This is a genomic window from Corallococcus sp. AB038B (assembly GCF_003668955.1).
GTDB lineage: Bacteria > Myxococcota > Myxococcia > Myxococcales > Myxococcaceae > Corallococcus > Corallococcus exiguus.
In genome coordinates, this window is record NZ_RAWO01000001.1 from 2316858 (window position 1) to 2340857 (window position 24000).

The window sequence follows — 24000 nt, forward strand, 5'->3', positions numbered from 1 at the left end:
AGACCGGCTGGCGCGCGCACGCGCAGCAATGACGGGGGCGTGCGATGGTCCGCGCGGCGCGTGCAGGCTAGCAGAGCCGTTTCAAGCCCGGAAAGAACGCGTCCCCAGCGCGCACCGTTGTCACCCGGCCGGGCAGGAGGGCGGGCGCCCGCCAACACCAACAGTGTGCATCCCTTTTCCAGGTCCCCTCCCGGGGTGGTAGACCCGGCGGCGCATGGATCCCATCGTCATCCTCGGAGCGGGCCTCGCGGGCCTGTCCACCGCGCACTTCCTCAAGCGCCCCTGGCGCCTCATCGAGAAGTCCGACCGGGTCGGCGGCCTCATCAAGACCGAGGTCATCGACGGGTGTTACTTCGACCCCACCGGCCACTGGCTCCACCTGCGCGACCCGGAAATCCAGGAGTTGGTCAACACGCTCTGGCTCCCGGACCAGCTGGTGCGCATCCAGCGCCGCGCCGCCATCTTCTCGCGCGACACCTTCACCCGCTTCCCCTACCAGGTGAACACCCACGGGCTGCCGCCGGAGGTCGTGGCGGAGAACCTGGTCGGCTACGTGGAGGCCATCTACGGGGAGAAGGGCCGCGCCCTGCGCGAGCGCGACCCCGTGAACTTCGAGGAGTTCATCCTCCGCTACATGGGCGAGGGCTTCGCGAAGAACTTCATGCTGCCCTACAACCAGAAGCTCTGGACCGTGCACCCGCGAGAGATGTCCGCCGCGTGGGTCGGCCGGTTCGTGCCGCGCCCCTCCCTCAAGGAGGTCGTGGATGGGGCGCTCGGCGCGGGCAGTGATCAGCTGGGCTACAACGCGTCGTTCCTCTACCCGCGCGAGGGCGGCATCGAGAGTCTGGCGCGAGCGATGAAGCAGCACCTGACGGGCGGCGAACTGAGCGTGCGCACCGAGCCCGTCTCCATCGACTGGAAGACGAAGCAGGTCGCGCTGTCGGACGGGCGCACCGTGCCGTATTCGGGGCTGGTGTCCTCCATCGCGCTGCCCACGCTGGTGGAGCTCATCGGGAAGGGCGCCTCCGGCGTGCCGGACGAGGTGCGGGCCGCGACGAAGCGCCTGCGCGCCTTCATCGTCACGTACGTGTGCGTGGGTGCCCGGGGCGCGAACCGCCAGCCGTGGCATTGGATCTACCTGCCGGAGCCGGAGTTCCACTCGTACCGCATCGGGGCGCCGTCGGCGGTGTTCGCGCCCCTGGCCCCGCCGGACACGGCCAGTTTTTCCGTGGAGTTCAGCCATCACGGAGAGCTGTCCGTGGCGGACGCGGAGAAGTTCGCGGTGGAGGACCTGGTGCGCTCGCGGATGATCCACTCGGCGGACGACATCCTGTTCGCGAAGGGGCGGGAGATTCCGAACGCGTACGTCCTCTACGACGACGCCTACGGCCCCGCGATGGCGGAGGTGAAGCGCTTCCTGGAGCACGCCGGCATCCTCATGGCGGGGCGCTATGGAAAGTGGGAGTACGCCTCCATGGAGGACGCCATCCTGGACGGGCGGGCTTGCGCCCGGACGCTGAACGGCTGACGCAGGGAGTCGTCTCCTGTCGACGGTAGTCCGGGGGCGTGCTACGCCCCAGGGCCTTCCCTTCGGATTTCCGGACCCATGGCCCTGCACCTCTCCGTCGTCATCCCCGTCTACAACGAGGAATCCATCATCGCCCAGGCAGCCGAAGAGCTGCGTCAGGGGCTGGATGCTCGCGGGCTCGACTACGAAATCATCTTCGCGGAGAACGGCTCTCGCGACGCGACGCCCCGGCTCCTGGAGGAACTCTGCGCGAAGAACCCGCGCCTGCGCTGGTTCCACTCGGAGACGCCGAACTACGGCGTGGCGCTCAAGGCAGGCATCCTCAAGGCCCAGGGCACCTATGTGGTCTGCGATGAAATCGACCTCTGCGACCTGACCTTCTACGACGCGGCGCTGCCCCGGTTGGAGCGCGGCGAGGCGGACATGGTCGTGGGCTCCAAGGCGGCCAAGGGCGCGAGCGACCAGCGCCCCCTCATCCGCCGCGCGGCCACGCGGGTGCACAACAAGCTGCTGCGCGTGGCGCTGGGCTTCCAGGGCACGGACACGCACGGCCTGAAGGCGTTCCGCCGGGAAGCGCTGCTGCCCGTCATCCAGAAGTGCGTGGTGGACATGGACGTGTTCGCCAGCGAGTTCGTCATCCGCGCGTGGCGCGAGGGACTGAACGTCATGGAGATCCCCATCCAGCTCCATGAGAAGCGCCAGCCGTCCATCCACCTGTTCAAGCGCGTGCCCAACGTGCTCAAGAACGTGGGCAAGCTGTTCTACGTCATCCGCGTCCGCGGGACCTGAGCGGAGGGTCGCCCCATGACGGCAGCGCGCCTGGCGTCCATCTCCGTCGACCTGGATTCGCTGCCGCACTACTGCCGGATCCACGGGCTGCCCGAATCGTTGCTCGATGAGCGCGCGCGGACGTTGATCCACCGCGTGGCGGTGCAGCGCTTCCTGGAGCTGTTCGCGGCGGTGGGCGTGCCCGGGACGTTCTTCGTCATCGGCGAGGACCTGGAGTCCGACCCCGGCGCGGCGGATGGCATGCGGCGCTCCCACGCGGCCGGCGTGGAGATTGCGAGCCACAGCCACGCCCATGACTACGCGCTCACCCGGCGAGGGCCGGACGCCATCGCGGACGACCTGGCGCGCGCGGACGCGGCCATCCTGAAGGCCGTGGGCGTGCGTCCTTCGGGTTTTCGCGCTCCGGGCTACACGCTGAACGCGGACCTGTACGCGGCCACCGTGGCGCAGGGCTACCGGTACGGTTCGTCCGCGTTTCCGGCGGCCCCGTACTACGCGGCGAAGGCGGCGGTGATGGGCGCGCTCGCGGCGCTGGGGCGGCCGTCGCGCTCCGTGCTGGACACCCCTCGCGTGCTGCTGGCGCCGCGCGTGCCGTATCGGCCGGACCCCGCGCAGCCCTACCGGCGCGGTTCGGGGGCCGTGCTAGAACTGCCCATGACGGTGACTCCGGTGGTGCGCTTCCCGTTCATCGGCACGTTCGCGACGACGCTGCCTCGCGGCACGATGCGCGCCGCGTACCGCACGTGCCGGGCGGATGCCTTCTTCAACTTCGAGCTACACGGTGTCGACGTGCTGGACGCCACGGACGGCATCCCGCCGGAGCTCGCGCGCCAGCAGCGCGACCTGCGCGTGAGCGCCGCGAAGAAGATGGATCGGCTGCGCAGCATCTTCCAGTGGCTCAAGGACGACTTCGACGTCGTCACCCTGCGCGACGCGGCGGGGCGGCTGTCCGCGACGCTCTGATCAGCGCGCGGCCTTCAGGGCCTTCCAGTCCGCTTCGGCCTGATCCGCGTAGGACTGCGCGAAGGCGACCAGCCGCTTCGTGGCCTCCTTCGCATCTCCGCCCACCCAGTCCTCCAGGCACTTCGCCTGTGCCTGCGTGTTGCCGTGGGCGCGGGCCAGCACGACGCCCGCCTGCTCGAAGGTGGAGCGCAGGGCCTTCTTCTTCCCGAGCACGGCGTCGTCCAGCTTGTTCTTCTCCGGCTCCACCTCGCGCACGAGGAACGCCCGGCCGCCCATGTTCACCGCGCCCGTGAGCGGGTTCATGGCGCCGCCCAGCTCCTCTTGCGCCTTCACCACGTCCGCGCCGTTCGCGGGCACCGGCGGCGACGTCACGCCGGACGCGAGCAACTCCTTCAGCTCCAGCAGCACGGGGGGCGCCTTCGGATCCGCCGCGCCCAGGAGCACGTAGTCGCGCTCCAGTCCGTAGCTGCTGCCCCCCGCGTCCAGCCGCTCCGCCAAATCCAGCACCTTCAAGGGGACCGCCACGCCCTCCGTGCCGTCCAGGGTCTTCTCGTAGGCCGCCAGCGCGGTCCGCACCGCGGCCTTGCGCTCCGCGTCCAGCGGCTTGAGCGTGTCCGACGAGAGGAAGCGCGGACCCTTCGCGCCATCGAGCTTCACGTACTTGGACAGCAGGTCCTTGGCGGACGTGTCGCGCGCCTTGGTGACGAGGTCCTTCACCGGCCCGGAGGACTCCTTCTTGTCCAGGAACGCTCCGGGGTTCGCGTCGCCGTCCGCGAGTAGCTCCAGCGTCTCGAAGTAGTTCTTCGCGAGCGCCTCCACCGCCTTGGCCTGCTCGCTTGCGGACAGACCCGCCTCGCGCGCGGTGAGGACCGCGCTGGTGGCCAGGCGCGTGAGATCCGCTTCCGGCGACGCGGTGCCCGTCTGGTCGAAGTCGTTGAGCCCCCACACCGCCTTGCCGTCCGGCCCCCGGAACGTGCCCAGGTTGCCCACGTGCGCGTCGCCCACCACCCGGATGTCTGGCGCGGGCCGGTCCGTCAGCCGTGCCTCCTGCGCGTACGGGCCCCGCAGGTCCGCGTGGAACAGGGCGGGCATGGCGCGGAACATGGCGGAGGGGCTTGCGCGCATCTGCGCCAGCTTCTCCTTCAGGCGCGCGGGCGGCAGGTCCAGGCGCGCGTTGAAGTCGCGCACGAAGGACACGGCCTGTGAGGGCTGCCGCTCCAGTCCGGACGCCTGGGCCCGCTTGGGCGCCAGCGTGTTCACCGCCACGGTGTTGCCCGTCCGTGACGTGGTGGCCTGGGGCTGGAAGTCGCTGACGTCGGGGGCCAGCCTTCCGGCGGTGGCTCCGGAGGAGGCGAGCGTCAGGACCGTGGCGGCGACGGTGGAGCCGGGGGCGGACGTCCGGGAGGGCTTGGAGGGGATGCGCATGCGGGACCTTCCGGCGGATTATCGTCAGAAGGGCATCGCGGGTTGTGGGCCCACTCCCGGCGTGCGGGCGGGGGTGCTAAGGAGCGAGCCCATGCTGGAGCGTTTCAGCGACAAGGTGAAGAAGGGTCTGCGCGGCTGGACCGAGCGCATGGCCGGCGAGCAGCAGTCCGACCAACTCCAGGCCCTGGCCCGGACGGAGAACGAGTACGGGGTGGACCCGTTCGGGTTCAACCTGGACTACAGCCTGGCCGCCATCGCCCCGTTCATGTGGCTCTATCGCCACTACTTCCGGGTGGAGGCCTACGGCGCGGACCGCATCCCCGCGGGCCGGGTGCTGCTGGTGTCCAACCACTCCGGCCAGCTGCCCCTGGACGGCGCGATGATTGGCATTGCCCTGATGGTGGAGGGCAATCCGCCGCGCGCCATCCGCAGCATGGTGGAGAAGTGGGTGCCGTCCCTGCCGTACGTCTCCACGTTCATGGCGCGCGTGGGCCAGATTGTCGGCACGCCGGAGAACTGCCGGCGGCTGCTGGAGGCGGAGGAGGCCATCCTCGTGTTCCCGGAGGGCACGCGCGGACTCAACAAGCTGTGGCCCCAGCGCTACCAGCTCCAGGAGTTCGGCCTGGGCTTCATGCGCCTGGCGCTGGAGACGAACACGCCCATCGTGCCCATCGCCGTGGTGGGCGCGGAGGAGCAGGCGCCCGCGCTGATGAACCTGAAGCCGGTGGCGAAGCTGTTGGGCTTCCCGTCCTTCCCCATCACCCCCACGGGCACGCCCTTCCCGCTGCCCACGAAGTACCGCATCTACTTCGGCGACGCGCTCCACTTCACCGGCCGCGCGGACGACGAGGACAGCGAACTGGACAAGAAGGTGCGCACCGTGAAGGCCTCCATCCAGGCGATGCTCCACCAGGGCCTCAAGGAACGCCGGGGCGTGTTCTGGTGAGCGCCTCCACGGAAGAGAAGGACGCCGTCGCGGACAAGCGCCCGGCCGTCGTCGTCACCGGCATCAGCGGCAACCTGGGCCGCACGCTGGCGAAGATGCTGCACAAGCGCGAGCGCATCATCGGCATCGACCGGCGTCCCTTCATCGGGAAGCCGAAGGACGTCGAGATGCACCAGCTGGATTTGCGCAAGAAGAAGGCGGAGGACGTCTTCCGCAAGAACGAGGTCCGCGCCGTCATCCACATGGGCATCATGCATGACCCGCGCATGAGCGAGGAGGAGCACCACTCGTTCAACGTCGTGGGGACCACGCGCCTGTTGGAGTACTGCGCGAAGTACGGCGTGAAGAAGGTGGTGGTGCTGTCCTCGGCCAACGTCTACGGCCCCAGCCCGGACAACTCCAACTTCCTCACGGAGGATGCGCCGCTGATGGCCGCGAGCCGCTTCTCCGGCGTGCGCGACCTCATCGAAGTGGACATGCTGGCGCACAGCTTCTTCTGGAAGCACCCCGACATCGAGACGGTCATCCTGCGGCCCGTCCACATCGTCGGGCCCACCATCAAGAACGCGCCGTCCAACTACCTGCGGCTGCGCCACCCGTGGACCATGGCGGGCTTCGACCCCATGGTGCAGCTCATCCACGTGGAGGACGTCGCCCGCGCCATGGTGGAGGCCCTGCGCCCGGAGCCCAAGGGCGTCTACAACGTCGTGGGCCCCGGCCAGGTGCCCCTGTCCGCCGTGCTTCGCGAGCTGGGCCACACCGCGATCCCCGTGCCACACCCCGTGGCCCGGCCCCTGTTGGGCCTGATGTTCCGCTACCGGCTGGCCAACTTCCCGCCGCCGGAGCTGGACCACATCCAGTTCCTCTGCGCCGTGGACGGCAACCGCTGGGTCCAGGACGTGGGCTGGAAGTCCCGTCACTCCATGCGCGACACCATCCGCTCCGTCATAGGGGAGTAGCGGGGGCGCGGCGGCTTTTCGTGGGGCCCCGCGACAGTTCCCTGACAGTCATGTCAGGGGGAACGTGGCGGGATGGCAGGGAGGGCCTGACAACTCTGTCAGGCATGGGACGGTGGCGATGGGGAGTGAGTGCCGCCAAGTTCCTGATTTTCCGTGGGAACCAGGGGCAGGGTAGGGGGCGGAGGAGTTGGCATCCGCATTGCTCTAGAGACCAGGCAACACGGCGGGGTCGCAGCGGGCCGGAAGTACCGCGCGACATCGTCACCCTGGTAGGGGGTTCCATTGGGGAACTCTCGACGCCCATCGTCTCGGCCGGCCCCGAGACGGTGGGCGACTTTTTTGCGGGCTACGGGGACGGCTTCTCCCGTGGCTCCAGCTCGCCCGCGAAGGGGCCCGACAGCTGCTTCTCCAGCAGCCAGGCTCCGTCCCGGAAGACGAACTCCGAAGTGACGGTGTCGGTCTGCTCCGTGACGGAGGGCAGGCGCATCCACTGGATGCGGCTGTGGACGGTGGCATGGCGGCCGTCCTCGGCGAGCTTCACGTCCTCGATTTCGAAGTCGGTGACGGTGAGGTCGCGGTCGTCGTGGAGCTCGCGGCGCTTGCGGTCGAAGTCCTGGCGCTCCTCGGGGACGAGGAAGGTGGACACGGTGCGGTAGTTCCTCCAGCGCAGGTTCTTGTGGAAGCCCTCGACGACTGGGCGGAGCGCTTCCATGTCCGACTTGGGAGGGGTGTGGGCACAGGCCCCACCGAGGAACAAGGAGACCATCAGGGCAGACAGGCGTTTCATGGCCGCGACGCTACCAGCCGCTGGGCGGAACGGACGAGGGCAGTGGTATGGTCCGCGCTCCCCCGCTTAGCGCACCGGAGTCGCGACTCAACATGGCCAAGTCGATGGTGGAGCGTTACGAGCAGCTCCTCCGGCAGGACCCGACCTCTTCCGTCTTCGTGGAGCTGGCGAAGGCGCTGCTGGAGAAGGGAGACGCTCAGCGCACCATCGAGGTGTGTACGCAGGGCATCTCCAACCACCCCACGTCCGTCGTGGGGCGGGTGCTGTGGGGCAAGGCGCTCATCCAGCTGGGGCGGCCCGCGGAGGCGATGGAGCAGTTCGACCAGGCCATCGCCATCGAGCGGGACAACCCGTACGCCTACAACCTCATTGGCGACGTGCTCCTGCAGCGCGGGCTGTACCGCTCCGCGCTGCCGATTTTGCGCAAGGCCGTGGCGCTGCAGCCCAACAACGGGCGCGTGAAGCAGTGGTTGGATCAGGCCCAGCAGGCGCTGTCCGGTGGACCGGCGCCCATCTTCGCGGACCTGGGCGTCCTGGCGACCCCCGCGGCCGCGCCGGAAGAGGACGCGCCGGAGCCGCCGGGTTCGGAAGCGGCCCCGTCCGCGTTCGAGGCGCGTGCCGCCGCGGCGGCGGGACTGGAACCTCGCCGCGCTGCCCGGACGGAGACGCCGGCGGGTGGAACGGATGCGCAGGCGGCCTCCAGGGTCGCCTCCGTCGAGGCGCATGGTGGGCCCTCGGCTCCCGCAGGGACGCCGGTGGTGGAGGACGCTCGGGGCTCTGGCCCAGTGGATGCGGGTGATCAGGGCGCCTCGCGGCGGGATGCGGCGCGTGGCGGTCCGGTGGATCCGGGGCAGGAGCCCGGTTCGGGGCGCGGGCGTGCGGCCAGCGGTCCGTCGGATCCGGGACAGGAGCCGGGCTCGGGCCGAGGACGTGCGGCGTCGGGTGCGGATCCGACGAGCGAAGGCGCTTCGGCCTCGGGCCAGGAGTCCGGCTCGGGTGACTCCGCAGATCCGGCACGTGGCGACGCCGCGCCGTCGGATCCGGGCGCGGAGGCTTCTTCCGCTCCCGTGCAGGCGGCGGATCCAGGGGCCTCCAGCCGCGGGCGCAAGTCCGGGATGCTGGCGGATCTCCCGGATGCTCCTCCGGCGGATGAACCCTCCGCGCCGCAGGGCGGGGGATTGCTCGGGGACCTTCCTCCTCCGGAGGCGGTGCGGGCTCGCACTGCCGCGCCGGTAACGCCGGCTCCGGTCTCTTCGGCTTCGGGCGGCAAGCGCTCGCTGCTGGACGACATCCCGGATGCGACGGAGCTTGCGGCGGCCGCGGCCCGCAACAAGGCGGCGGCGAACGCGAAGGACACGGAGGCTCTCGCGGCGAAGTACGAGCGCGAGATGCACGAGAAGATCGCCAAGGAGCGGGCGAAGCAGTCCCTCCTCGAGCGCTATGGCGCGAAGACCGTGGCGCTCTTCGTAGCCCTTATCTTCCTGGGCGCGAGCGCGGGCTTCTTCATCCTCTACCGCTCCCGTCAGGGCGGCCAGACGCTGTCGGAGACGCTGGAACTCGCGAAGCGCGCCGTCGCGCAGGACACGGGCGCGTCGCTGGATGAAGCGCTCCGCCAGCTCGACCGCGCGCGCGACATGGACGAGGCGAGCCCCGCCGCCTGGGCGCTCGCGGGCTACGCGCACGCGCTGCGCTACCTGGACCATGGCGCCAACGCGGAGGACCGCCGGCTCGCGCTGGAGGCGCTGGAGAAGCCGGGCGTGAAGGACGGCTTCAATGGCCTGGTGCTGGCCACCAACGCGCTCGTCGCCGACGACCGGGCCCGTGAGTCCGCGAACCGCGCGCTGCTCGCCTCGCAGGACGACGTGACGGAGGTGCACTCGCTCGCGGGCAGCCTGCTTATCGCCGCCAAGGACGAGAAGAAGGCCCTGGATCGCTTCGACCGCGCGCTCAAGGCGTCGCCGGGCAACGTCCGTGCGCTGGTGGCGCTGGGCGACTACTACCTCGCCTCCGAGGACTTCGCGCAGGCGCTGGAGATGTTCAAGCGCGCGCGCGAAGTCTCCAAGGAGCACCCCGCCGCCCGCATCGGGATGGCGGAGAGCCGGCTCGCGCTGGAGCAGGACCTGGACGCGGCGCTGGCGGACGTGGCGCCGCTCGCGCAGGACGCGAAGCTGCCCCCCGCGCTCCAGCCCCGCCAGCAGCTGGTGCACGGCGAAATCCTGTCCGCGCTGGGCAAGTACGACGAGGCGCGCACCATGCTCTCCAAGGGCGTGCAGGGGCCGCTGGCCATGGACTTCCAGCTGGCGCTCGGGGCCGCGGGCCGCGCGGCGGGCAAGCTGGAGGCCGCGCAGCAGGCCTATGAAGCCGCGCTGAAGCTGCAGCCCAAGAGCGAGGCCGCGAAGGAGGGCCTGGGGCGCACGCTGCTGGACCGCGACCGCGAGAAGGAAGCCCTGCAGCGGCTGGAGGCCGACGGCGGCCGCAAGGTGTCGCTGGTGCGGGGCGCGGCGTACGCGCGGCTCGGGGACTGGAAGCGCGCCCGCGTGGAGCTGGGCAAGACGCGCGTGAACGACCGCTATCCGCCGGAGGCCGTCGCGTGGCTCGCGCTGGCGGACGCGCACGAGGGCAACGGCGCCCAGGCGCGCGACGTGCTGGAGAAGGCGCTGGCGAAGAAGCCCCGCACGGACCTGCGCGTGGCGCTGGGGCAGGTGTACTGGCGGGAGCGCGCGCTCGACAAGGCGCAGGCCCAGTTCGACGAGGCGATGAAGGACCCGCGCGACTACGAGGGCGCGTGCTCGCTGGGGCGGCTGCTCCTGTCTCGCCGGCTGCCGGACATGGCGCTCAAGCCGCTGACGCAGGCGGTGGAGCGCAACGGCGCGCATGGCGAGGCCCGCGACGCCCTGGGCCGCACGCTCCTGGCGCTGGGCCGCACGCCGGAGGCGCTGAAGCAGTTCGAGGCGTGGCAGCTGGACAACCCGGGCAGCGCGGCCGCGCAGAAGGGCTTCGCGCTGGCGCTGTACCAGTCCGGTCGCCGCAAGGAGGCGGAAGGGGCTTCCGGCCGGGCCGTGAAGCTGGCGCCAGAAGACGCGGAGGGGCAGCGGCTGCGCGCGGCGCTCCTGTTCGCCAACGGCGACGCGAAGGGCGGCTTCTCCGCGCTGGAGCGCGCCAACAAGCTGGACTCCAAGGACCCGGACACCTTCTGCGAAATCGCCCAGGCGTTCCTGCGCCAGGGGCAGGTGGAGAGCGCGGACGCGGCCTTCGCGGCGGCGCGGCGGGAAGGGCCGGACGCGACGTGCGGTCGCGTGGGCGAGCTGTACGCGCAGCTGCCGGGCGGTGGCCGTGGCGCGGCGCGCACGCTGCAGGACCTGGCCGACAAGGCGCCCACCGTCTGGGACAAGGCCTTCGCCCAGGTGACGCTGGCGCGGGTGCTGCTGGGCGCCGGGGCCGTGAAGGAGGCCCGCGCGGCGGCGGACGAGGCCGTGAAGCTGGCCCCCTACAACGGGCGCGCGTACCTGGCCCTGGGCCTGGTGGCCTTCAAGCAGCGTCAGGAGGCCCCCGCGCGCGAGGCGCTGGCCAAGGCCGTGGAGCTGGAGCCCACGGACGGCCTGGCGCACCTGGCGCTGGCGGACGTGCTGGTGCGCGAGACGGCGGAGCTGCCCCGGGCGGTGGAGGCCTACGAGTCCTTCCTGAAGCTCGCGGGGGGCGCGCCGGAGGCGAACCGGGTGAAGAAGGCCCTTCCGCTCCTCAAGCGCCGGGCGTCGCGCTAGCGTGGTCGACGTGAGCGACCCGCGGCCCCCGTCCTCCCCCCTGCTGAAGGTCATGTGGGGCAATGCCTTCCTGCTGTCGGTGCTCTACCTGCTGACGGGCATCGTCGTGGAGTCCGTCCGGAGGCGGTACCACAAGCCCTTCTTCGAGCGCCTCTCCATGGCGCTCGACTCGCTGCCGGCGCGGGCGCTGGAGTTGGTGCGCGCCATGGAGCCGCTGCGCGAGGCGTACTTCAGCGGCCGCATCACCGACCTGGGCGTGCGCGTCGTCTTCGGCCTCGTCACCGTGGCGGTCATCTTCCTGCTCGCCGTGGTGGTGGGCGCCATCATGGCCGTGCTGCGGTGGGCGCTGATGCGCGCCACCCGCAGTGGGCCTGGCGCTCCCAGGGGCTGAAACCTCCGCTCACGCCCGGCGGACGCGCCGCAGGCGGAGCAGCCACGGCAAGAGGCAGAGGCCCACGCCCAGTCCGCTCACCGCCAGGGCCATGCCCCGGCCCGGAGGGATGAAGCGCCAGACCACCTGGTGCAGTCCCGCCGGAAGCGCCACGCCAAGGAAGGCGTGGTTGGTGGGAAGCACTTCCGCGGGCGCACCGTCCACGGTGGCGGTCCAGCCCGAAAAATAGGCCTCCGAGGCGACCAGCACCGCGGGCTGTTTCGCATCCACCTCCACCGTGAAGCCGTCCGGGTCGCGCTTCACGACGCGAACGCTGCCCAACTCCGCGTCCGGCGCGGGCTGGGGCAGGGGCGTGAGGCACTCCACGGCCGCCTGGCGCCCGGGAACGAAGTCGCTGGAGGCGATGAGGGCCAGGCTTTCCTCCGGACCCGCCACGCAACGCGGCGCCGCGAGGTAGACGCGAGGCAGCGCGAGCGGGTTCGCGAGGAGCTGCACGCCGAAGGGCTCGCTCTCCGCCACGACGTATTTCTCCATCTTCCGCTTCTGGACCTGGGGCGCGTCCAGGGTGAAGAAGCCCACTCCCGCGAGCCCCGCGTAGCGCCGCCACCACTGGCGCTGGTCCTTGAGCAGCGCCCCGACGCGCGCGGAGAGCGTGGGCAGGTACCAGTTCGCGGCCTCCACCCCCCAACGCGCTCCCACGTCGGGAACGAGCATCGTCAGGTTCGCCGCCGCGTCCCTGTCGTCCGGGGACAGTCCCTCCAGACTCGGCTGCTGGATGGTCGCGACCGCGGTGTACACACGCGTCTGGCCGAGCAGCGTTTCGCCCCCCACGCGCTGCCTCATCGTTTCGACGAAGAGGGGCTGTGCCTCAATGAGGTCGCGGTCGCAGGACACGTACACGGGCTCGGTGACCCAGCCGACGTCCACCGCGACGAGGGTGACGAGCACCAGGGCCAGGGACCGTGGCTGGAGCTTCCTCCAGACGAGGAGCAGCCCCAGCGCCAGACAGACGCCTCCGGTCCGGAGGCCGCCTTCCGTGAGCCGCTCACCAACCTGTCGCGCCACTTCCGGCCAGAGCTCCGGGCGGCCCGAATAGAGGCCACTCAGGGACTCGGCCAGGCGGGCGCCCGTGCCTGTCAGCGCGAGGAGCAGGACCCCCAGGCCCATCCCGCCCAGGACCCACGCCACGCGCCGCCTGCCCGGGGCCTCACGCGCCACGAGCGATTCGGCGCCCAGCCCCGCGAGCACCGCGAGCCAGAAGGCCACGTGCACGGAGAGCTTCTCCGGGTAGCGGAAGGGCCGCCACGGGGGGAGCAGCTCGTAGACGAGCGCATACAGCGGCGTGTGGCGTCCGAACATCAGCAGGACGAACAGCACCGTCAGCCCCAATGCCAACTGGACCCGGCGCTCCCGCCACCGGCTCGCGGCGGCCACTCCCGCGAGGAAGAGCATGGGCAGGCCCACGTAGAGCGAGCGGAGCCAGAAGTCGTTCACCTGCGTGCCCAGCAACCCCTCCGCCACCGGCGCGCGCAGGGGTTGCTCCAGGGCGAAGACATTGCCCAGCGCCATGTCCAGCAGGCGCAGCGGATGGGTTGACCAGACCACGGCCGTCTCCAGGGTGCGCCGCTCCGCGAACGTCTCTCGCAGGACGGACGCGGAGGCCCAGAGCTGCACGGCGCTCACGAGCAGCGCGAGCCCCAACCCCGCCCCCGCCGCCAGAAGGACCTTGCGGCGAGGCGCGCCTTCCAGTGGGCCGAACGCCGCCACCGCGAGCACCGTGGCGCCTCCCACCGCGAACCCCTGGGGGTCTCCCGCGAAGAGGAGGGTGCCCAGCACCAGTCCCACCGCGCCAGCCGCCGCCCACGACGCGTGCTTCAGCACCGCGTCCGTCGCCACCAGCAACCACGGGAGCGCCATGGCGGCCTGCAGGTACGGCAGGCTGTTGGTGAGGCTGACCAGTGCGCCGCCAAAGGCGAAGCCCAGGGCCCCCACCGCGGCGGCGCCCGGACGCGTGCCCCAGCGCCGCAGGAGGACATAGGTGCCCAGGGCCGCGACGGGGTAGCAGACCAGCACCATCAGCGTGAGCATCGCCGGCCCCTCCACCAGCAGGCCCAGCAGGTTCGCGGGGTGGAAGGCGCCGGTGACGGTGGCGCCCGCGAAGGGCTGCCCCAGCGAATTGAAGGGCGTCCAGTCCGGCCATTCCCACTGGCGGACGGCCTGGACCCAGAGCCACTTGGCCGGCAGGCAGACCCGGAGCATGTCCCGCTCGCAGAAGACCCCTCCGGAGGCGAGCAGGCGGTGGAAGAAGAGCAGCGTCGCCGCGCACAGGGCTCCAAGGACGGAGAGGAACTCGCGGCGGTGGAGCGGGGGCGTGGAGGACATGGCGGCTGCGGCGGGTTCTACCAGAGTCCCGGTGGGCCCCTCTGGAGTGGAGGCGGAGGGCTAGCTGCGCGACTTCGCCTTGCGGATGCGCGGGGCCACGGGCGCCGCCTGCGGCTCATGGCCCGCCGCGCGCGCCATCAGGCAGATCTCCACCACCTTGGGGCCGAAGCGTTCCCAGCGGCTCTCCCCGGTGCCCTTCACCGCGAGGAAGGCCTCCCGGTCTACCGGCAGCGCGGCGGAAAGCCCCAGCAGCGTCGCGTCGTTGAAGATGATGAAGGGCGCGACGCCCAGGTCCTTCGCCAGGTCCTTGCGCCAGCGGCGCAGCTCCATGGACGCCAGCTCGCTGTACGCCATCACCGGGGCTCCGGCCACGGCCGGCAAGGAGCGCGAGGAGGAGCCGGACGGCTTGGGCATCATGCTGCCCGCGCACCGGTCGCACTTGCCGCACACCGCCGCCGCGTCCGTCTGCCCGAAGTAGCGCAGGATGAACGCGCGCCGGCACTTCGGCGTGTACGCGTAGTCCGCCATCCGCTTGAGCATCAGCCGGTTGAGCCGCTCCTGCTCGCGCACCCGGGACAGGTCCACCGTCAGCTCGCGGAATGGGACGCGCTCCAGCGCGCGGATGGAGCGCCCCGCGAACGGCCGGCGCACCCGCACCACGCCGGACTTCTCCAGGAGGCCCAGCGCGTGCCGGACGTCGTCCTCCGTCAGTCCCGTGCGCCGCGCGAGGATGGGCAGCTCCGTGGTGGCCTGCCGCCCCACGGGAAATGTCTCCAGCAGCGAACGCAACAGCCGCTGTGACTCCGCCGCGTGCGGCTGCGCGCTGGCGGCCTTGTCCGTCAGCGTGATGCCGTACTCGCCTTCACCCCGGCCACCGCGCTCCAGCTTGCCTTCGCGCTCGAAGATTTTCAGGGCGGCGGAGACCTCGAACTCGCTTGCGCCCACCATGCCCGCGAGCGCGTGCACGCCGCGGTCGAACTCCTCCACGGCCTGCAGCTGCGCCCAGATGTCCGCCAGCACGGACTCGGAGGGGTGGCTGCCCTCGATGAGGCGCTCCTGCGTGTACACGTCCGCGTGGTTGAACAGGAGCACCGCCGTGGCGGGGTTGCCGTCGCGGCCCGCGCGGCCAATCTCCTGGTAGTACGCCTCCACCGCGCGGGGGATGTTGGCGTGCGCGACGAAGCGGATGTCCGGCTTGTCGATGCCCATGCCGAAGGCGTTGGTGGCCACCGCCACCGCCTCCTTCGCGGACATGAAGTCGTCCTGCGCGCGGCGGCGGGCGTCGTCCTCCATGCCCGCGTGGTACAGCACCGCCTTCACCTTGCGCGTGATGAGCGCGGAGTGCATCCCTTCCGCCGCCTTGCGCGTGGAGCAGTAGATGATGCCGCTGCCGCCGCCCTTCGCCGCCAGGCTCGCGCACGCGTCCCGGCGCTCCTCGTCCCCGCTGACGTTCACCACGTCCAGGAAGAGGTTGGGCCGGTCGAACCCCTGCGCGAACACCGCCGGGTCCTTCATCAGGAGCACGCGGACGATGTCCTCGCGCACCTCCGGCGTCGCCGTGGCGGTGAGCGCCACCGTGCGCGGGGGCCGCAGCCGCTTGCGCACCTGGCCCAGCAGCGCGTAGTCCGGCCGGAAGTCGTGACCCCACTGGGAGATGCAGTGCGCCTCGTCCACGGCCAACAGCTCCACGCCCAGCCCGGCCACCAGCTCCAGGAAGCTTGCGCTGCGGAAGCGCTCCGGCGCCACGTAGAGCAGCTTGTACTCGCGGGCGCGCAGCTTGCGCAGGCGCTCCGCCCGCTCCACGTCGGACAGGGACGAGTTGATGTACGTGGCAGCGATGCCCTTCGCGGTGAGCTGCTCCACCTGGTCCTTCATCAGCGCGATGAGCGGTGACACCACCAGCGTGATGCCCGGCAACAGCATCGCCGGCAGCTGGTAGCACAGGCTCTTGCCCGCGCCCGTGGGCATCACCACCACGGTGTTGCGGCCGCTGAGGACGGAGCTGATGACGGGTGCCTGGCCAGGGCGGAACTCCGGCAGGCCGAAGTGCCGCACCAGTCCCTGCTGGGCATCTTCGAGGAAGGGCAGGGACTCCGTCATCGCGCGCATGTTCATCATCCTGGATGGGCCGTCAACGCCAATCCCCTCGTGGATACCGGTGTCCCCGCGTCACAGCTCGAGCCCCGGAGGAAGGGGAACCGCCAGCGCGGCCCGTTTCAACGCCACCTCGCGCCGCAGCGCCTCCGTCCGCTCCGGGTCCAGGCGGCCGTCCACGAGGATGTCCCCTTCGCGCACGCCCGGTGGCAGCCGCCAGCGCTCCACCGTGCACGCCTGCCCGCCGTCGGTCCGCACCACCTGGGCCCGCGTCTCCTCCAGCAGCTCCACCCGGAGGGGGCTCGTCCCCAGCCCCAGCAGCACGCCCGCCCCCATCACCAGCCCCCGCCCGTGACGCACTTGCGCCGCCCCTCCCGCTCGCTGTCCGGCAGGATGCCCCGCTCCAGCATGGACACGAACGCGCCGTCTCCCACGACGACGTGGTCCAACAGCTTCACTCCCAAGATGCCCGCCGCCCGCGCCAGGTGCTCCGTGAGCCCCACGTCCTGGACGCTGGGCTCCGGGTCTCCGGAAGGGTGGTTGTGCGCGAACACAATGGCCGTGGACCGCGAGGAGAGCACCGCCGCGAACACCTCCCGGGGATCCACCGGGCACGCGCTCAGCGTCCCTTCCGCCACCCGCGCGTCATGCACCAGCACGTTGCGCGGGTTGAAGCACAGCACGTGGAACACCTCGCGCCGGAGCGCGCCCAGCGTGGGCGCCAGGTACGCGTGCACCTCCTTCGGATTTCGCAGCCGGGGCCGCTTCTCCGGGGAGCGCTGCGCGCGCCGTCCCAGCTCCAGCGCCGCCAGCAGCCGGGACGTGCGTGCAGGCCCCACGCCCCTCCGCGCGCACAAGACGCGCGGATCCTCCTGCACCAGTGCCTTGAGCCCGTCCCTCGCCACTCCGTCCGCCGCGTCCCCCAGCCCCTCCGTCCACAGGAGTCCCAACAACTCCAGGTCGGTGAGGGCCTCCGCGCCCAGCCGGAAGAGTCGCTCGCGCGCATCCCCCAGGCCCGCGCCTCGCGCCCTCACCGACCTGCCACCCGTGGCTTCCCCTTCGCCCGACTCCGCCCACGCCTCTCCACCCTGTTCCATCCCGCCTCCGTCCACGCGATGGCGGGCTTGAGCAAGGCCTGTGCCCTTCTGGGTCCACTCCGGGACGCCAGGGCAGGGCCCGTCCAGCGGCGCGTGAAGAGGCCCGGTGGCGGGACGGACAGCGATGCTCCACTCGCACTCCTGGCGTGCGAGGAGCCGAGAAGCGCTGGGGTCGGCGGCTAGAAGCGGGAGATGGCGAAGAAGCCCTTGATCTTGTCGTTCGTCTCGCGGAGCCGCTCGCTCAGCGTGCGGACGAACGTCCAGAGAAGGACGTAGGCCAGGTCCTTGTCCGTGAACATCAGCTGGTCCAGCTTCGCGCGCTCGATGACCCACACCGTACAGGACGTGTGGGCGATGGCGTCCGCGGAGCGGGGCGAATCCTCGATGACCGCCATCTCCCCGAAATACTGACCGGCTTCGAGGATGGCGAGCGCCTCTTCCCCGATGCCCGGCACGGATTTGGAAATGCGCACCTTGCCGTCGGCGAGGATGAACATGTCCTGGCCGGTGTCACCTTCGCGGAATAGGAAGTCTCCGGCCGTGTGGGTCCGGGACTGGGCAATCCGGGCGACCTTGGCGAGCTGGCCCTGGGTCAATCCCTCGAAGAGCGCAACCTTCTTGAGGACAGCGGCATCCATGGGGTCCAGGTTCGTATCATGGCCAGGAAGGCGGTGTCTGTTACCGTCCGGGCCCGTCAACGTATGAGCGCAGGAGGCGCCGTGTCGCAGGACAAGATCCAGAAGGTCACCATCATCGGCTCGGGCCCGGCGGGCTACACCGCCGCCATCTACGCGGCGCGCGCCAACCTGGAGCCCGTGGTGTTCGCCGGCGGCCCCACCCTGGAGCACCCGCAGCGCGTCCCGGGCGGCCAGCTGATGGTCACCACCGACGTGGAGAACTACCCCGGCTTCCCGGAGGCCATCACCGGTCCGGAGCTGATGGAGCGCTTCCAGAAGCAGGCGGAGCGCTTCGGCACCGTCATCCACATGGAGAACGTCACCAAGGTGGACTTCTCCAAGCGGCCCTTCCTGCTGGAGAGCGAGAGCGGCATCCAGGTGCGCTCGGAGACGGTCATCATCTCCACGGGCGCCACGGCCAAGTGGCTGAACGTCAAGGGCGAGGACACCTACAAGAACCGCGGCGTGTCCGCGTGCGCCACCTGTGACGGCGCCTTCTTCAAGAAGCAGGACGTGCTGGTGGTGGGCGGCGGCGACACGGCCATGGAAGAGGCCACGTACCTGGCGAAGATCGTCAACCATGTCACGCTCATCCACCGCCGCGACTCGCTGCGCGCGTCCAAGGTGATGCAGGAGCGCGCGCTCAACAATCCGAAGATCTCCTTCATGTGGGACTCCGCCGTGGAAGAGGTGGTGGGCGACGGCAAGGGGATGACGGGCGCCGTCGTGCGCAACCTCAAGACGGGCGACAGCAAGCTCGTCAACGCGCACGGTCTGTTCGTCGCTATCGGGCACACGCCGAACACGGAGCTGTTCCAGGGCATCCTGGAGACGCACCAGGGCGGCTACCTGAAGACGATTCCGGGCAGCACGCGCACCAACATCGAGGGCGTCTTCGCCTGCGGCGACGTGCAGGACAGCTACTACCGCCAGGCCATCACCGCGGCGGGCACGGGCTGCATGGCCGCCATCGACGCGGAGCGCTGGCTCATCGAGCACGGCGAGTAGCCGTCCTCCCTTCCTTTCCGTCCTGAGCGAGACGACACGCGCATGAGCACGAAACAGAAAACGGTGGCGGTGCACGCGGGCTCCCGGCTCACCGGGAGCAAGGCCGTGCCCGTCATGCCGCCCATCTTCCCGGCGGCGGTGAACTGGTTCGACAGCAGTGACGACCTGTCCGACGCGCTGGACGGAAAGGACTACGCCTACGCCCGCATCAGCGCGCCCAACGCGGCGCTGCTGGAGGAGGCGGTGGCGGCATTGGAAGGCGCGGAGGCCTGCGTCGCCTACGCCAGTGGCATGGCCGCGCTGCGCTCGCTGTTCGACGCGCAGCCGTGGAAGGCCGGCGACGTGCTGGTGATGCCCACGGACGGCTACGGCGTCACGCGGGCGCTCTACAAGAACCTGTGCGCCCGCTGGGGCGTGGAGCTGCGGCCCCTGGACCAGACGTCTCCGGACGCGCCCGCGCGCATCCGCGAGTGGCGCCCGCGCCTGGTGCTGGCGGAGAGCATCTCCAACCCGCTCCTGCGCGTGCCGGACATCCGCGCACTCGCACAGGCCTGCAAGGACGCGGGGGCGGTGTTCGCGGTGGATGCGACGTTCCCGTCGCCCTTCGGCCAGCGCTCGCTGGAGCTGGGCGCGGACTACGCGGTGCAGTCCACCAGCAAGTGGCTCAACGGCCACAGCGACGCGCTGGGCGGCACGGTGAGTGGTTCCAAGGCTCGCATCGATCCGCTGCGGTCGGCGCGCATCCTGTCCGGCGACGTGCTGGGCCCCTTCGAGGCGTGGCTCACGCTGCGCGGCTTGCGCACGCTGCCCGTTCGCATGAAGGCCCACAACGAGCACGCCGCTCACGTGGCGAAGCGGCTTTCGGACTCGCCGCTGCTGGAGCGGGTCATCTACCCGGGCCTGGCGTCCCATCCGGACCACGCGGTGGCGGCGCGGGTGCTGGAGGGTGGCTTCGGGCCCATGGTGGCGTTCGAAATCAAGGGCGCGGGACAGAAGGAAGGGGACCGGTTCCTGGAGGCGCTTCGCGTGGCGAAGCCTGGTCCTTCGCTGGGCGACGTGGGCACGCTGGTGATGCACGCGGCCAGCGCCAGCGCGCGCCGGATGACTCCGCAGGAACGCGCCCAGGCGGGCATCCGCGACAGCCTCATCCGCGTGTCCGTGGGGTTGGAAGACCCGGACGACGTGGCGGACGACCTGCTCGCCGCGGTGGCGAAGGGGGCTGGCCGGTGAAGATGGTGGACGTCGGCGACAAGCCGAAGACGGACCGCGTGGCGGTGGCCACCGCGCGCCTGCGCATGCTGCCCGCGACGCGTGAGCGCATCCTCGCGGGGCAGGTGGAGAAGGGGGACGTGCTCGCGGCGGCGCGGCTCGCCGGCATCATGGCCGCCAAGCGCACCCCGGACTTCGTGCCCCTGTGCCATCCCATCGCGCTCGCGGGCGTGGACGTGACGCTCACGCCCGTGGACGAAGGGCTGGAGGTCCGCGTGCGGGTGAAGACGGTGGACCGCACGGGCGTGGAGATGGAGGCGCTCACGGCCGCGTGCGCGGCGGCGCTCACCGTCTATGACATGTGCAAGAGCGTGGACCGCGGCATGGTCATCGAAGCGGTGCAGCTGGACCACAAGTCCGGCGGACGCTCCGGCACCTGGGAGCGCGAGCAGGCCTAGCGCTTCACTTCCGCGCGCATCCGCTCCAGCAAGAAGGCCACCACCGCCAGCGAGTGCGTGATGTGGCCTTCCAGGATGAGCCGGGGCAGGTCCGCGCGCGGGTACAGCTCCACGGCGATGTCCTCGCCGTCATCCAGGTCCCCATCGCTCACGCGCTCGCAGTCCAGCGCCAGGTACGAGTGGCAGCGGTTGGTCTGGAAGGCCGGGTTGGGGTGCACGACGCCCAGCGGCTCCAGTCTCTCAGCGCGGTAGCCCGTCTCCTCTTCCAGCTCGCGCGCGGCGGCCGTGGCAGGGTCCTCGCCCGGGTCGATGACGCCGCCGGGCGCCTCCAGCGTCGCCGCCTCGATGCCGCAGCGGAACTGGCGCACCATCACCAGCTCATCCTGCTTCGTCACCGCGACGACGGTCACCCAGTCCGCGCACTCCATGTGCACGCGGGGGTGCTCCCGGTTCGTGCGCGGATCCATCACCACGTCCTCGCGCACCTTCACCACCGTGAAGTCGTGCTCCAGCCCCCGGCGCAGGCGCGGCCAGGGCTTCACTTGGGACTTGGGCGACTCGGGCGTGGACGACATGCGACGGATTCCCTTTCTTCAGTTGAGCAACTCGGCGCGCTCGCGCAGTTCCCGGGCGGACAGCTCCAGGCGCTCGCGGTCCGGCGCGTCCGGGGACAGCTCCAGGCAGCGCTCCACGTCCTTGAGCGCCGCGCGGAAGGCACCCAGCGTGGTGAGCAGCGACGCTCGGGTGCGCAGTTCGCCCGGATGGTCCGGAGCCAACAGCAGCAGCAGGTCCACCACCGCCAGCCCCTGCTGGCTGTCGTCGCGCCCCAGGTACACACGGCGCAGGTTGGACAGCATGCGGTACGCGATGAGCTCCACTGGCGCGGGCGCGAGCATGGCCCGGTCGAACTTGAGCTGCGGCGCCACGCGCTTGAGCAGCTCCTCGCAGCCGTGCTCCGTGAGGATGTCGCCGTGGTGGAAGGGGTCCATCACCAGCTTGTGGTCGCCCGCGTCGCACGCCACCAGGAAGTGGCCGGGGAAGGGGACTCCGTACAGCGAGATGCCCGCGCGGCGTGCCACCTCCAGGTAGAGCACCGACAGCGTTATCGGCAGCCCCACCTTCCGCTCCAGCACCCGGTCCAGGAAGCTGTTGTCCGGGGAGTGGTAGTCGTCCTCGTTGCCCCGGAAGCCCTCGATGTCCGCGAGCACGTGGCGCAGGGCGCGCAGGGGGGCCAGGGCCTCGCCCTTTTCGCGCAGGCGCTCCGTCTCCACCTGCACCCGCGCGGCGAGCGCATCCAGCGTCCTGAGACACGCCGGAGCATCCAGGTCCTCATGGCCCAACGTCGCGATGGCGAGGGCCGCCAGGTCCAGCCGCGGAGGTTCCGCGGCCAGGGAAGACACCAACCGCTCACGCGCCAGCGGAGGGCCGAAACCAGAGGAAAAGCTCACGGTGCGCACCAGTAACCCACGGATGCTCCTCACGGCAAAAGCAGGCAGCCGAGCATCAGGCGCCCGGTGGTGCCGCGGGCAGCCGGCCCTTGATTTCCGCACGCAGGGCCATTTGGGCTGAAATCAGTCCCGCCAGGATGCCGTCCTCGAACTCGAAGGTCGGGTGCTCCTTCAGCTCCGGGAAGTCGTGCGGGTTGCGCAGCTCCTCCGGCCCGATGTTGGGCACCGCCTCGCGCGCCAGCTTGAGCACCTTCGCCTGTTGCTGGGCAATCATCCGTTCGTAGAGGGGGGAGGCCAGGGCCAGGAACTCGTTCGCCTTCTCTTCCGTCATGGTCTGTGTGCCTCTAGCTTCACTCTTGGGCGATGTCCCACTTCATCCGCCGGTAGGTGTAACGGAAGGACTCGGCGTTCGCTTCGACGGCGTCCCCCGGGCCCTCTCGCCCGTCCAGGAAGGCGACGAAGTCGAACTGCCGTCCGGCCTGGCCGTACTCGGCGTCGAACACGCGCACGATTTCGTTCGCCGGCAGCGTCCTGCGACCCGCCACGCTCACCAGGGGGATGTCCAGGCCCTTCATGTCCTTCGACGGGGCGTAGGACTTCCACACCAGCTCCGTGCACACCAGCGACTGGTCGGAGAAGAAGTCGAAGTTGAAGTCGTACGGCCGGCCCTGGAAGGTGAAGGCGCGCAGGATGGCGCGGGCCTTGTCCACCTGGGACAGCCGGGGCCGCAGCACGCCCAGGTAGTCCACGTGCATGCCGTGCTCCACGCCGGTGAAGCTCACGCCCTCGCTGATGGACTCGATGATGCGCAACGGGTCCCCGTGCGCGTCCTTGCCGGTGTACTCGGCCCACTTCGCGGGGAACGCCTTCGCCAGGTGGGCGGTGAACGTCTCCGGGTGGCCGGGCAGGGTGGCCACCCAGGTCTTCACCTCCGGATCCGCGTCGAACGTCTGGGAGAGCTCCTGCGGCGTGCCCACGTACAGCTCCGCGTGCGGCCAGAAACCCGGCAGCCCGATGTTGGACAGGAACCAGTTCTGCCGCGCGACCATCACGTCGCCCGGGGCCATGCGCGGCAGCAGCGACAGCACCTGCTCCCGGGAGATGAGCGGCTTGCCGGAGCGGTGCACGCGCGTGTCGCCCATCCACTCGGCCACGGTCTTCTGCACCGGGAACACCGCCCTCGCGGTGGTGTCCTGGGTGAGGTCCGCCGCGGCCTTGGCGAAGAGCACCGGGCCGCGCTTCAGGAGGCGTGAGCGGGCCGCCTTGCTGTCCTGCCGCATGGCCTGGAAGAGCGCGGGGACGCCGGGCTCGGTCAGCACGCCGGCCTTCGCCAGCACCGGGTGCAGCGTGGCGCGGTAGCCGTCGCCCGTGAAGAGCTGCGTGCTGGTGCCCACGTGGACGACCTTTTCCTTGAAGCGGCTGAAGGCGCGCGAGGGCAGGCCGTACTCGGGGCCGGGTTCGTTCAGCAGCACCTCCAGCTGCGCCTGGCCTCCGGTGAGGTCCGCGAAGGCCATCCCCTGCGCCAGCTCCGACGCGAGCGCGGCGTGGGTGAGGAGGAAGCCCCAGGCGTGCTTCTTCGGCTGGGTGAAGGCGGGCACCTTGAGGAAGTCCCAGTAGCGCTGGCGCACCACCTCCGTGGAGATGAAGCAGTCGAAGAAGGCGGCCCAGGTGGACACCAGGAGCTGCTTCTCGTCCGGGGTGTAGGGCACGTCCTTGCCGCGCTGGTACAGCGCCTTGGAGCGGAAGGCCTCCTCCTTGAGCCGGCGCAGCCCCTCGGTTCCCTGGCGCAGCGTCTCCAGGTCTCGGCGGGCCTGGGCCACGAAGGCGGCGTCGTCCAGCGCGTAGACGTCGCGCGGGGCCGTGGTGGCGACCGTGGCCGGGGCAGGGGACGTCGGTTCGGCGGGGGGGCTGGCGAGCGTGAGCCAGGCGGCGAGCAGGGAGGCTGCGGACATCAGGGAGGACACTCCGGCGGGCGTTGGCGCGGGGGGACTCTACCCTGAAGCGGGCGCGGGCAAGACGGCCGGTCCCCCGCTTGCCCGGCGTCGTAGGAGGTAGCGGGCGGCAGGGTGGCCCGGGGC

General features: G+C 70.7%; 21 protein-coding genes. 10 read left to right on the top strand and 11 right to left on the bottom strand.

The features are described 5' to 3' along the window. The first annotated feature begins 214 nt into the window (after window positions 1–214). The 3 genes from D7Y04_RS09635 to D7Y04_RS09645 all read left to right on the top strand — a co-directional run bounded on the left by D7Y04_RS09635 (window position 215) and on the right by D7Y04_RS09645 (window position 3280). Window positions 215–1528 carry an NAD(P)/FAD-dependent oxidoreductase gene (locus D7Y04_RS09635; protein ID WP_120599861.1) on the top strand — a complete coding sequence of 438 codons (1314 nt, stop codon included), beginning with the start codon at window positions 215–217 and terminating at the stop codon, window positions 1526–1528. A 78-nt stretch (window positions 1529–1606) separates the two neighbouring features. Then, the gene (locus D7Y04_RS09640; protein ID WP_120599862.1) at window positions 1607–2317 is read left to right on the top strand and encodes a glycosyltransferase family 2 protein; all 711 of its coding nucleotides are present in this window, start codon (window positions 1607–1609) and stop codon (window positions 2315–2317) included. A 15-nt stretch (window positions 2318–2332) separates the two neighbouring features. Beyond that, entirely contained in the window at window positions 2333–3280 is a 948-nt protein-coding gene (locus tag D7Y04_RS09645; RefSeq protein WP_121759030.1) for a polysaccharide deacetylase family protein, read from the top strand. Here D7Y04_RS09645 and D7Y04_RS09650 read toward each other — a convergent pair whose 3' ends face one another. Continuing rightward, a complete protein-coding gene (locus D7Y04_RS09650) occupies window positions 3281–4705 on the bottom strand; it encodes a DUF2252 family protein (protein ID WP_121759031.1) in 1425 nt (474 codons plus the stop codon). Window positions 4706–4796: 91 nt separating this feature from the next. On the opposite strand from D7Y04_RS09650, the gene D7Y04_RS09655 reads away from it, so the two are divergent. Beyond that, entirely contained in the window at window positions 4797–5651 is an 855-nt protein-coding gene (locus D7Y04_RS09655) for a lysophospholipid acyltransferase family protein (protein ID WP_120592868.1), read from the top strand. Beyond that, the gene (locus D7Y04_RS09660) at window positions 5648–6610 is read left to right on the top strand and encodes an SDR family oxidoreductase (protein ID WP_120580357.1); all 963 of its coding nucleotides are present in this window, start codon (window positions 5648–5650) and stop codon (window positions 6608–6610) included. Before D7Y04_RS09655 ends, D7Y04_RS09660 begins: the two co-directional genes overlap by 4 nt. Window positions 6611–6956: 346 nt before the next feature. Here D7Y04_RS09660 and D7Y04_RS09665 read toward each other — a convergent pair whose 3' ends face one another. Beyond that, a complete protein-coding gene (locus D7Y04_RS09665; protein WP_233601337.1) occupies window positions 6957–7322 on the bottom strand; it encodes a hypothetical protein in 366 nt (121 codons plus the stop codon). 167 nt (window positions 7323–7489) lie between these two features. Between D7Y04_RS09665 and D7Y04_RS09670 the strand changes: the two genes are divergently transcribed. Further along, a complete protein-coding gene (locus D7Y04_RS09670) occupies window positions 7490–11158 on the top strand; it encodes a tetratricopeptide repeat protein (RefSeq protein ID WP_121759032.1) in 3669 nt (1222 codons plus the stop codon). A 52-nt stretch (window positions 11159–11210) separates the two neighbouring features. After that, the gene (locus D7Y04_RS09675; protein WP_120599489.1) at window positions 11211–11549 is read left to right on the top strand and encodes a hypothetical protein; all 339 of its coding nucleotides are present in this window, start codon (window positions 11211–11213) and stop codon (window positions 11547–11549) included. A gap of 9 nt (window positions 11550–11558) precedes the next feature. On the opposite strand, the gene D7Y04_RS09680 is transcribed toward D7Y04_RS09675, so the two are convergent. From D7Y04_RS09680 to D7Y04_RS09705, 5 genes are all read right to left on the bottom strand, one after another. Continuing rightward, entirely contained in the window at window positions 11559–13931 is a 2373-nt protein-coding gene (locus tag D7Y04_RS09680; RefSeq protein WP_158627476.1) for a YfhO family protein, read from the bottom strand. Window positions 13932–13991: 60 nt separating this feature from the next. Next, window positions 13992–16049 (bottom strand): ATP-dependent DNA helicase RecQ, encoded by a 2058-nt coding sequence (locus D7Y04_RS09690; RefSeq protein ID WP_121759035.1) that lies wholly within the window; start codon window positions 16047–16049, stop codon window positions 13992–13994. 51 nt (window positions 16050–16100) lie between these two features. Continuing rightward, window positions 16101–16361: a DUF3006 domain-containing protein gene (locus tag D7Y04_RS09695; protein WP_121759036.1), complete on the bottom strand. Its 261-nt coding sequence runs from the start codon at window positions 16359–16361 to the stop codon at window positions 16101–16103. Continuing rightward, entirely contained in the window at window positions 16361–17122 is a 762-nt protein-coding gene (gene radC, locus D7Y04_RS09700; RefSeq protein ID WP_121759037.1) for a DNA repair protein RadC, read from the bottom strand. Before radC ends, D7Y04_RS09695 begins: the two co-directional genes overlap by 1 nt. Window positions 17123–17301: 179 nt before the next feature. Next, window positions 17302–17760 (bottom strand): cyclic nucleotide-binding domain-containing protein, encoded by a 459-nt coding sequence (locus tag D7Y04_RS09705; RefSeq protein WP_121759038.1) that lies wholly within the window; start codon window positions 17758–17760, stop codon window positions 17302–17304. A 63-nt stretch (window positions 17761–17823) separates the two neighbouring features. Here D7Y04_RS09705 and trxB point away from each other — a divergent pair, with 63 nt between their 5' ends. From trxB to moaC, 3 genes are read left to right on the top strand one after another with little or no spacing between them, the layout of a single operon-like run. Further along, complete coding sequence (gene trxB / locus D7Y04_RS09710; RefSeq protein ID WP_211487115.1) at window positions 17824–18807, top strand: thioredoxin-disulfide reductase; 984 nt, start codon at window positions 17824–17826, stop codon at window positions 18805–18807. A 42-nt stretch (window positions 18808–18849) separates the two neighbouring features. Next, window positions 18850–20037 (top strand): PLP-dependent aspartate aminotransferase family protein, encoded by a 1188-nt coding sequence (locus D7Y04_RS09715; RefSeq protein ID WP_121759039.1) that lies wholly within the window; start codon window positions 18850–18852, stop codon window positions 20035–20037. After that, window positions 20034–20474, top strand: coding sequence for a cyclic pyranopterin monophosphate synthase MoaC (gene moaC, locus D7Y04_RS09720; RefSeq protein WP_120598091.1), 441 nt, complete (start codon window positions 20034–20036; stop codon window positions 20472–20474). The genes D7Y04_RS09715 and moaC overlap by 4 nt, the downstream gene beginning before the upstream one ends. Here moaC and D7Y04_RS09725 read toward each other — a convergent pair. The 4 genes from D7Y04_RS09725 to D7Y04_RS09740 all read right to left on the bottom strand — a co-directional run bounded on the left by D7Y04_RS09725 (window position 20471) and on the right by D7Y04_RS09740 (window position 23874). Further along, complete coding sequence (locus tag D7Y04_RS09725; RefSeq protein WP_121759040.1) at window positions 20471–21049, bottom strand: NUDIX hydrolase; 579 nt, start codon at window positions 21047–21049, stop codon at window positions 20471–20473. The two genes, moaC and D7Y04_RS09725, sit on opposite strands and share 4 nt — an antisense overlap. Before the next feature lie 18 nt (window positions 21050–21067). Beyond that, window positions 21068–21892: a SirB1 family protein gene (locus tag D7Y04_RS09730; RefSeq protein WP_120577035.1), complete on the bottom strand. Its 825-nt coding sequence runs from the start codon at window positions 21890–21892 to the stop codon at window positions 21068–21070. A gap of 85 nt (window positions 21893–21977) precedes the next feature. Further along, window positions 21978–22253, bottom strand: coding sequence for a hypothetical protein (locus D7Y04_RS09735; protein ID WP_121759041.1), 276 nt, complete (start codon window positions 22251–22253; stop codon window positions 21978–21980). A gap of 19 nt (window positions 22254–22272) precedes the next feature. Next, a complete protein-coding gene (locus D7Y04_RS09740; protein WP_121759042.1) occupies window positions 22273–23874 on the bottom strand; it encodes a YiiX/YebB-like N1pC/P60 family cysteine hydrolase in 1602 nt (533 codons plus the stop codon). Window positions 23875–24000 lie beyond the last annotated feature (126 nt).

Bases quoted from the DNA above. Each gene is read 5' to 3' on its own strand.
- D7Y04_RS09665 (WP_233601337.1), bottom strand. From the start codon at position 7,322: ATGGAAGCGCTCCGCCCAGTCGTCGAGGGCTTCCACAAGAACCTGCGC.
- D7Y04_RS09655 (WP_120592868.1), top strand. From the start codon at position 4,797: ATGCTGGAGCGTTTCAGCGACAAGGTGAAGAAGGGTCTGCGCGGCTGG.
- D7Y04_RS09740 (WP_121759042.1), bottom strand. From the start codon at position 23,874: ATGTCCGCAGCCTCCCTGCTCGCCGCCTGGCTCACGCTCGCCAGCCCC.
- D7Y04_RS09670 (WP_121759032.1), top strand. From the start codon at position 7,490: ATGGCCAAGTCGATGGTGGAGCGTTACGAGCAGCTCCTCCGGCAGGAC.
- trxB (WP_211487115.1), top strand. From the start codon at position 17,824: ATGAGCGCAGGAGGCGCCGTGTCGCAGGACAAGATCCAGAAGGTCACC.
- D7Y04_RS09640 (WP_120599862.1), top strand. From the start codon at position 1,607: ATGGCCCTGCACCTCTCCGTCGTCATCCCCGTCTACAACGAGGAATCC.
- D7Y04_RS09635 (WP_120599861.1), top strand. From the start codon at position 215: ATGGATCCCATCGTCATCCTCGGAGCGGGCCTCGCGGGCCTGTCCACC.
- D7Y04_RS09690 (WP_121759035.1), bottom strand. From the start codon at position 16,049: ATGATGAACATGCGCGCGATGACGGAGTCCCTGCCCTTCCTCGAAGAT.
- D7Y04_RS09695 (WP_121759036.1), bottom strand. From the start codon at position 16,361: ATGGGGGCGGGCGTGCTGCTGGGGCTGGGGACGAGCCCCCTCCGGGTG.
- D7Y04_RS09680 (WP_158627476.1), bottom strand. From the start codon at position 13,931: ATGTCCTCCACGCCCCCGCTCCACCGCCGCGAGTTCCTCTCCGTCCTT.
- D7Y04_RS09735 (WP_121759041.1), bottom strand. From the start codon at position 22,253: ATGACGGAAGAGAAGGCGAACGAGTTCCTGGCCCTGGCCTCCCCCCTC.
- D7Y04_RS09725 (WP_121759040.1), bottom strand. From the start codon at position 21,049: ATGTCGTCCACGCCCGAGTCGCCCAAGTCCCAAGTGAAGCCCTGGCCG.
- D7Y04_RS09675 (WP_120599489.1), top strand. From the start codon at position 11,211: ATGTGGGGCAATGCCTTCCTGCTGTCGGTGCTCTACCTGCTGACGGGC.
- D7Y04_RS09645 (WP_121759030.1), top strand. From the start codon at position 2,333: ATGACGGCAGCGCGCCTGGCGTCCATCTCCGTCGACCTGGATTCGCTG.
- D7Y04_RS09650 (WP_121759031.1), bottom strand. From the start codon at position 4,705: ATGCGCATCCCCTCCAAGCCCTCCCGGACGTCCGCCCCCGGCTCCACC.
- D7Y04_RS09715 (WP_121759039.1), top strand. From the start codon at position 18,850: ATGAGCACGAAACAGAAAACGGTGGCGGTGCACGCGGGCTCCCGGCTC.
- D7Y04_RS09705 (WP_121759038.1), bottom strand. From the start codon at position 17,760: ATGGATGCCGCTGTCCTCAAGAAGGTTGCGCTCTTCGAGGGATTGACC.
- radC (WP_121759037.1), bottom strand. From the start codon at position 17,122: ATGGAACAGGGTGGAGAGGCGTGGGCGGAGTCGGGCGAAGGGGAAGCC.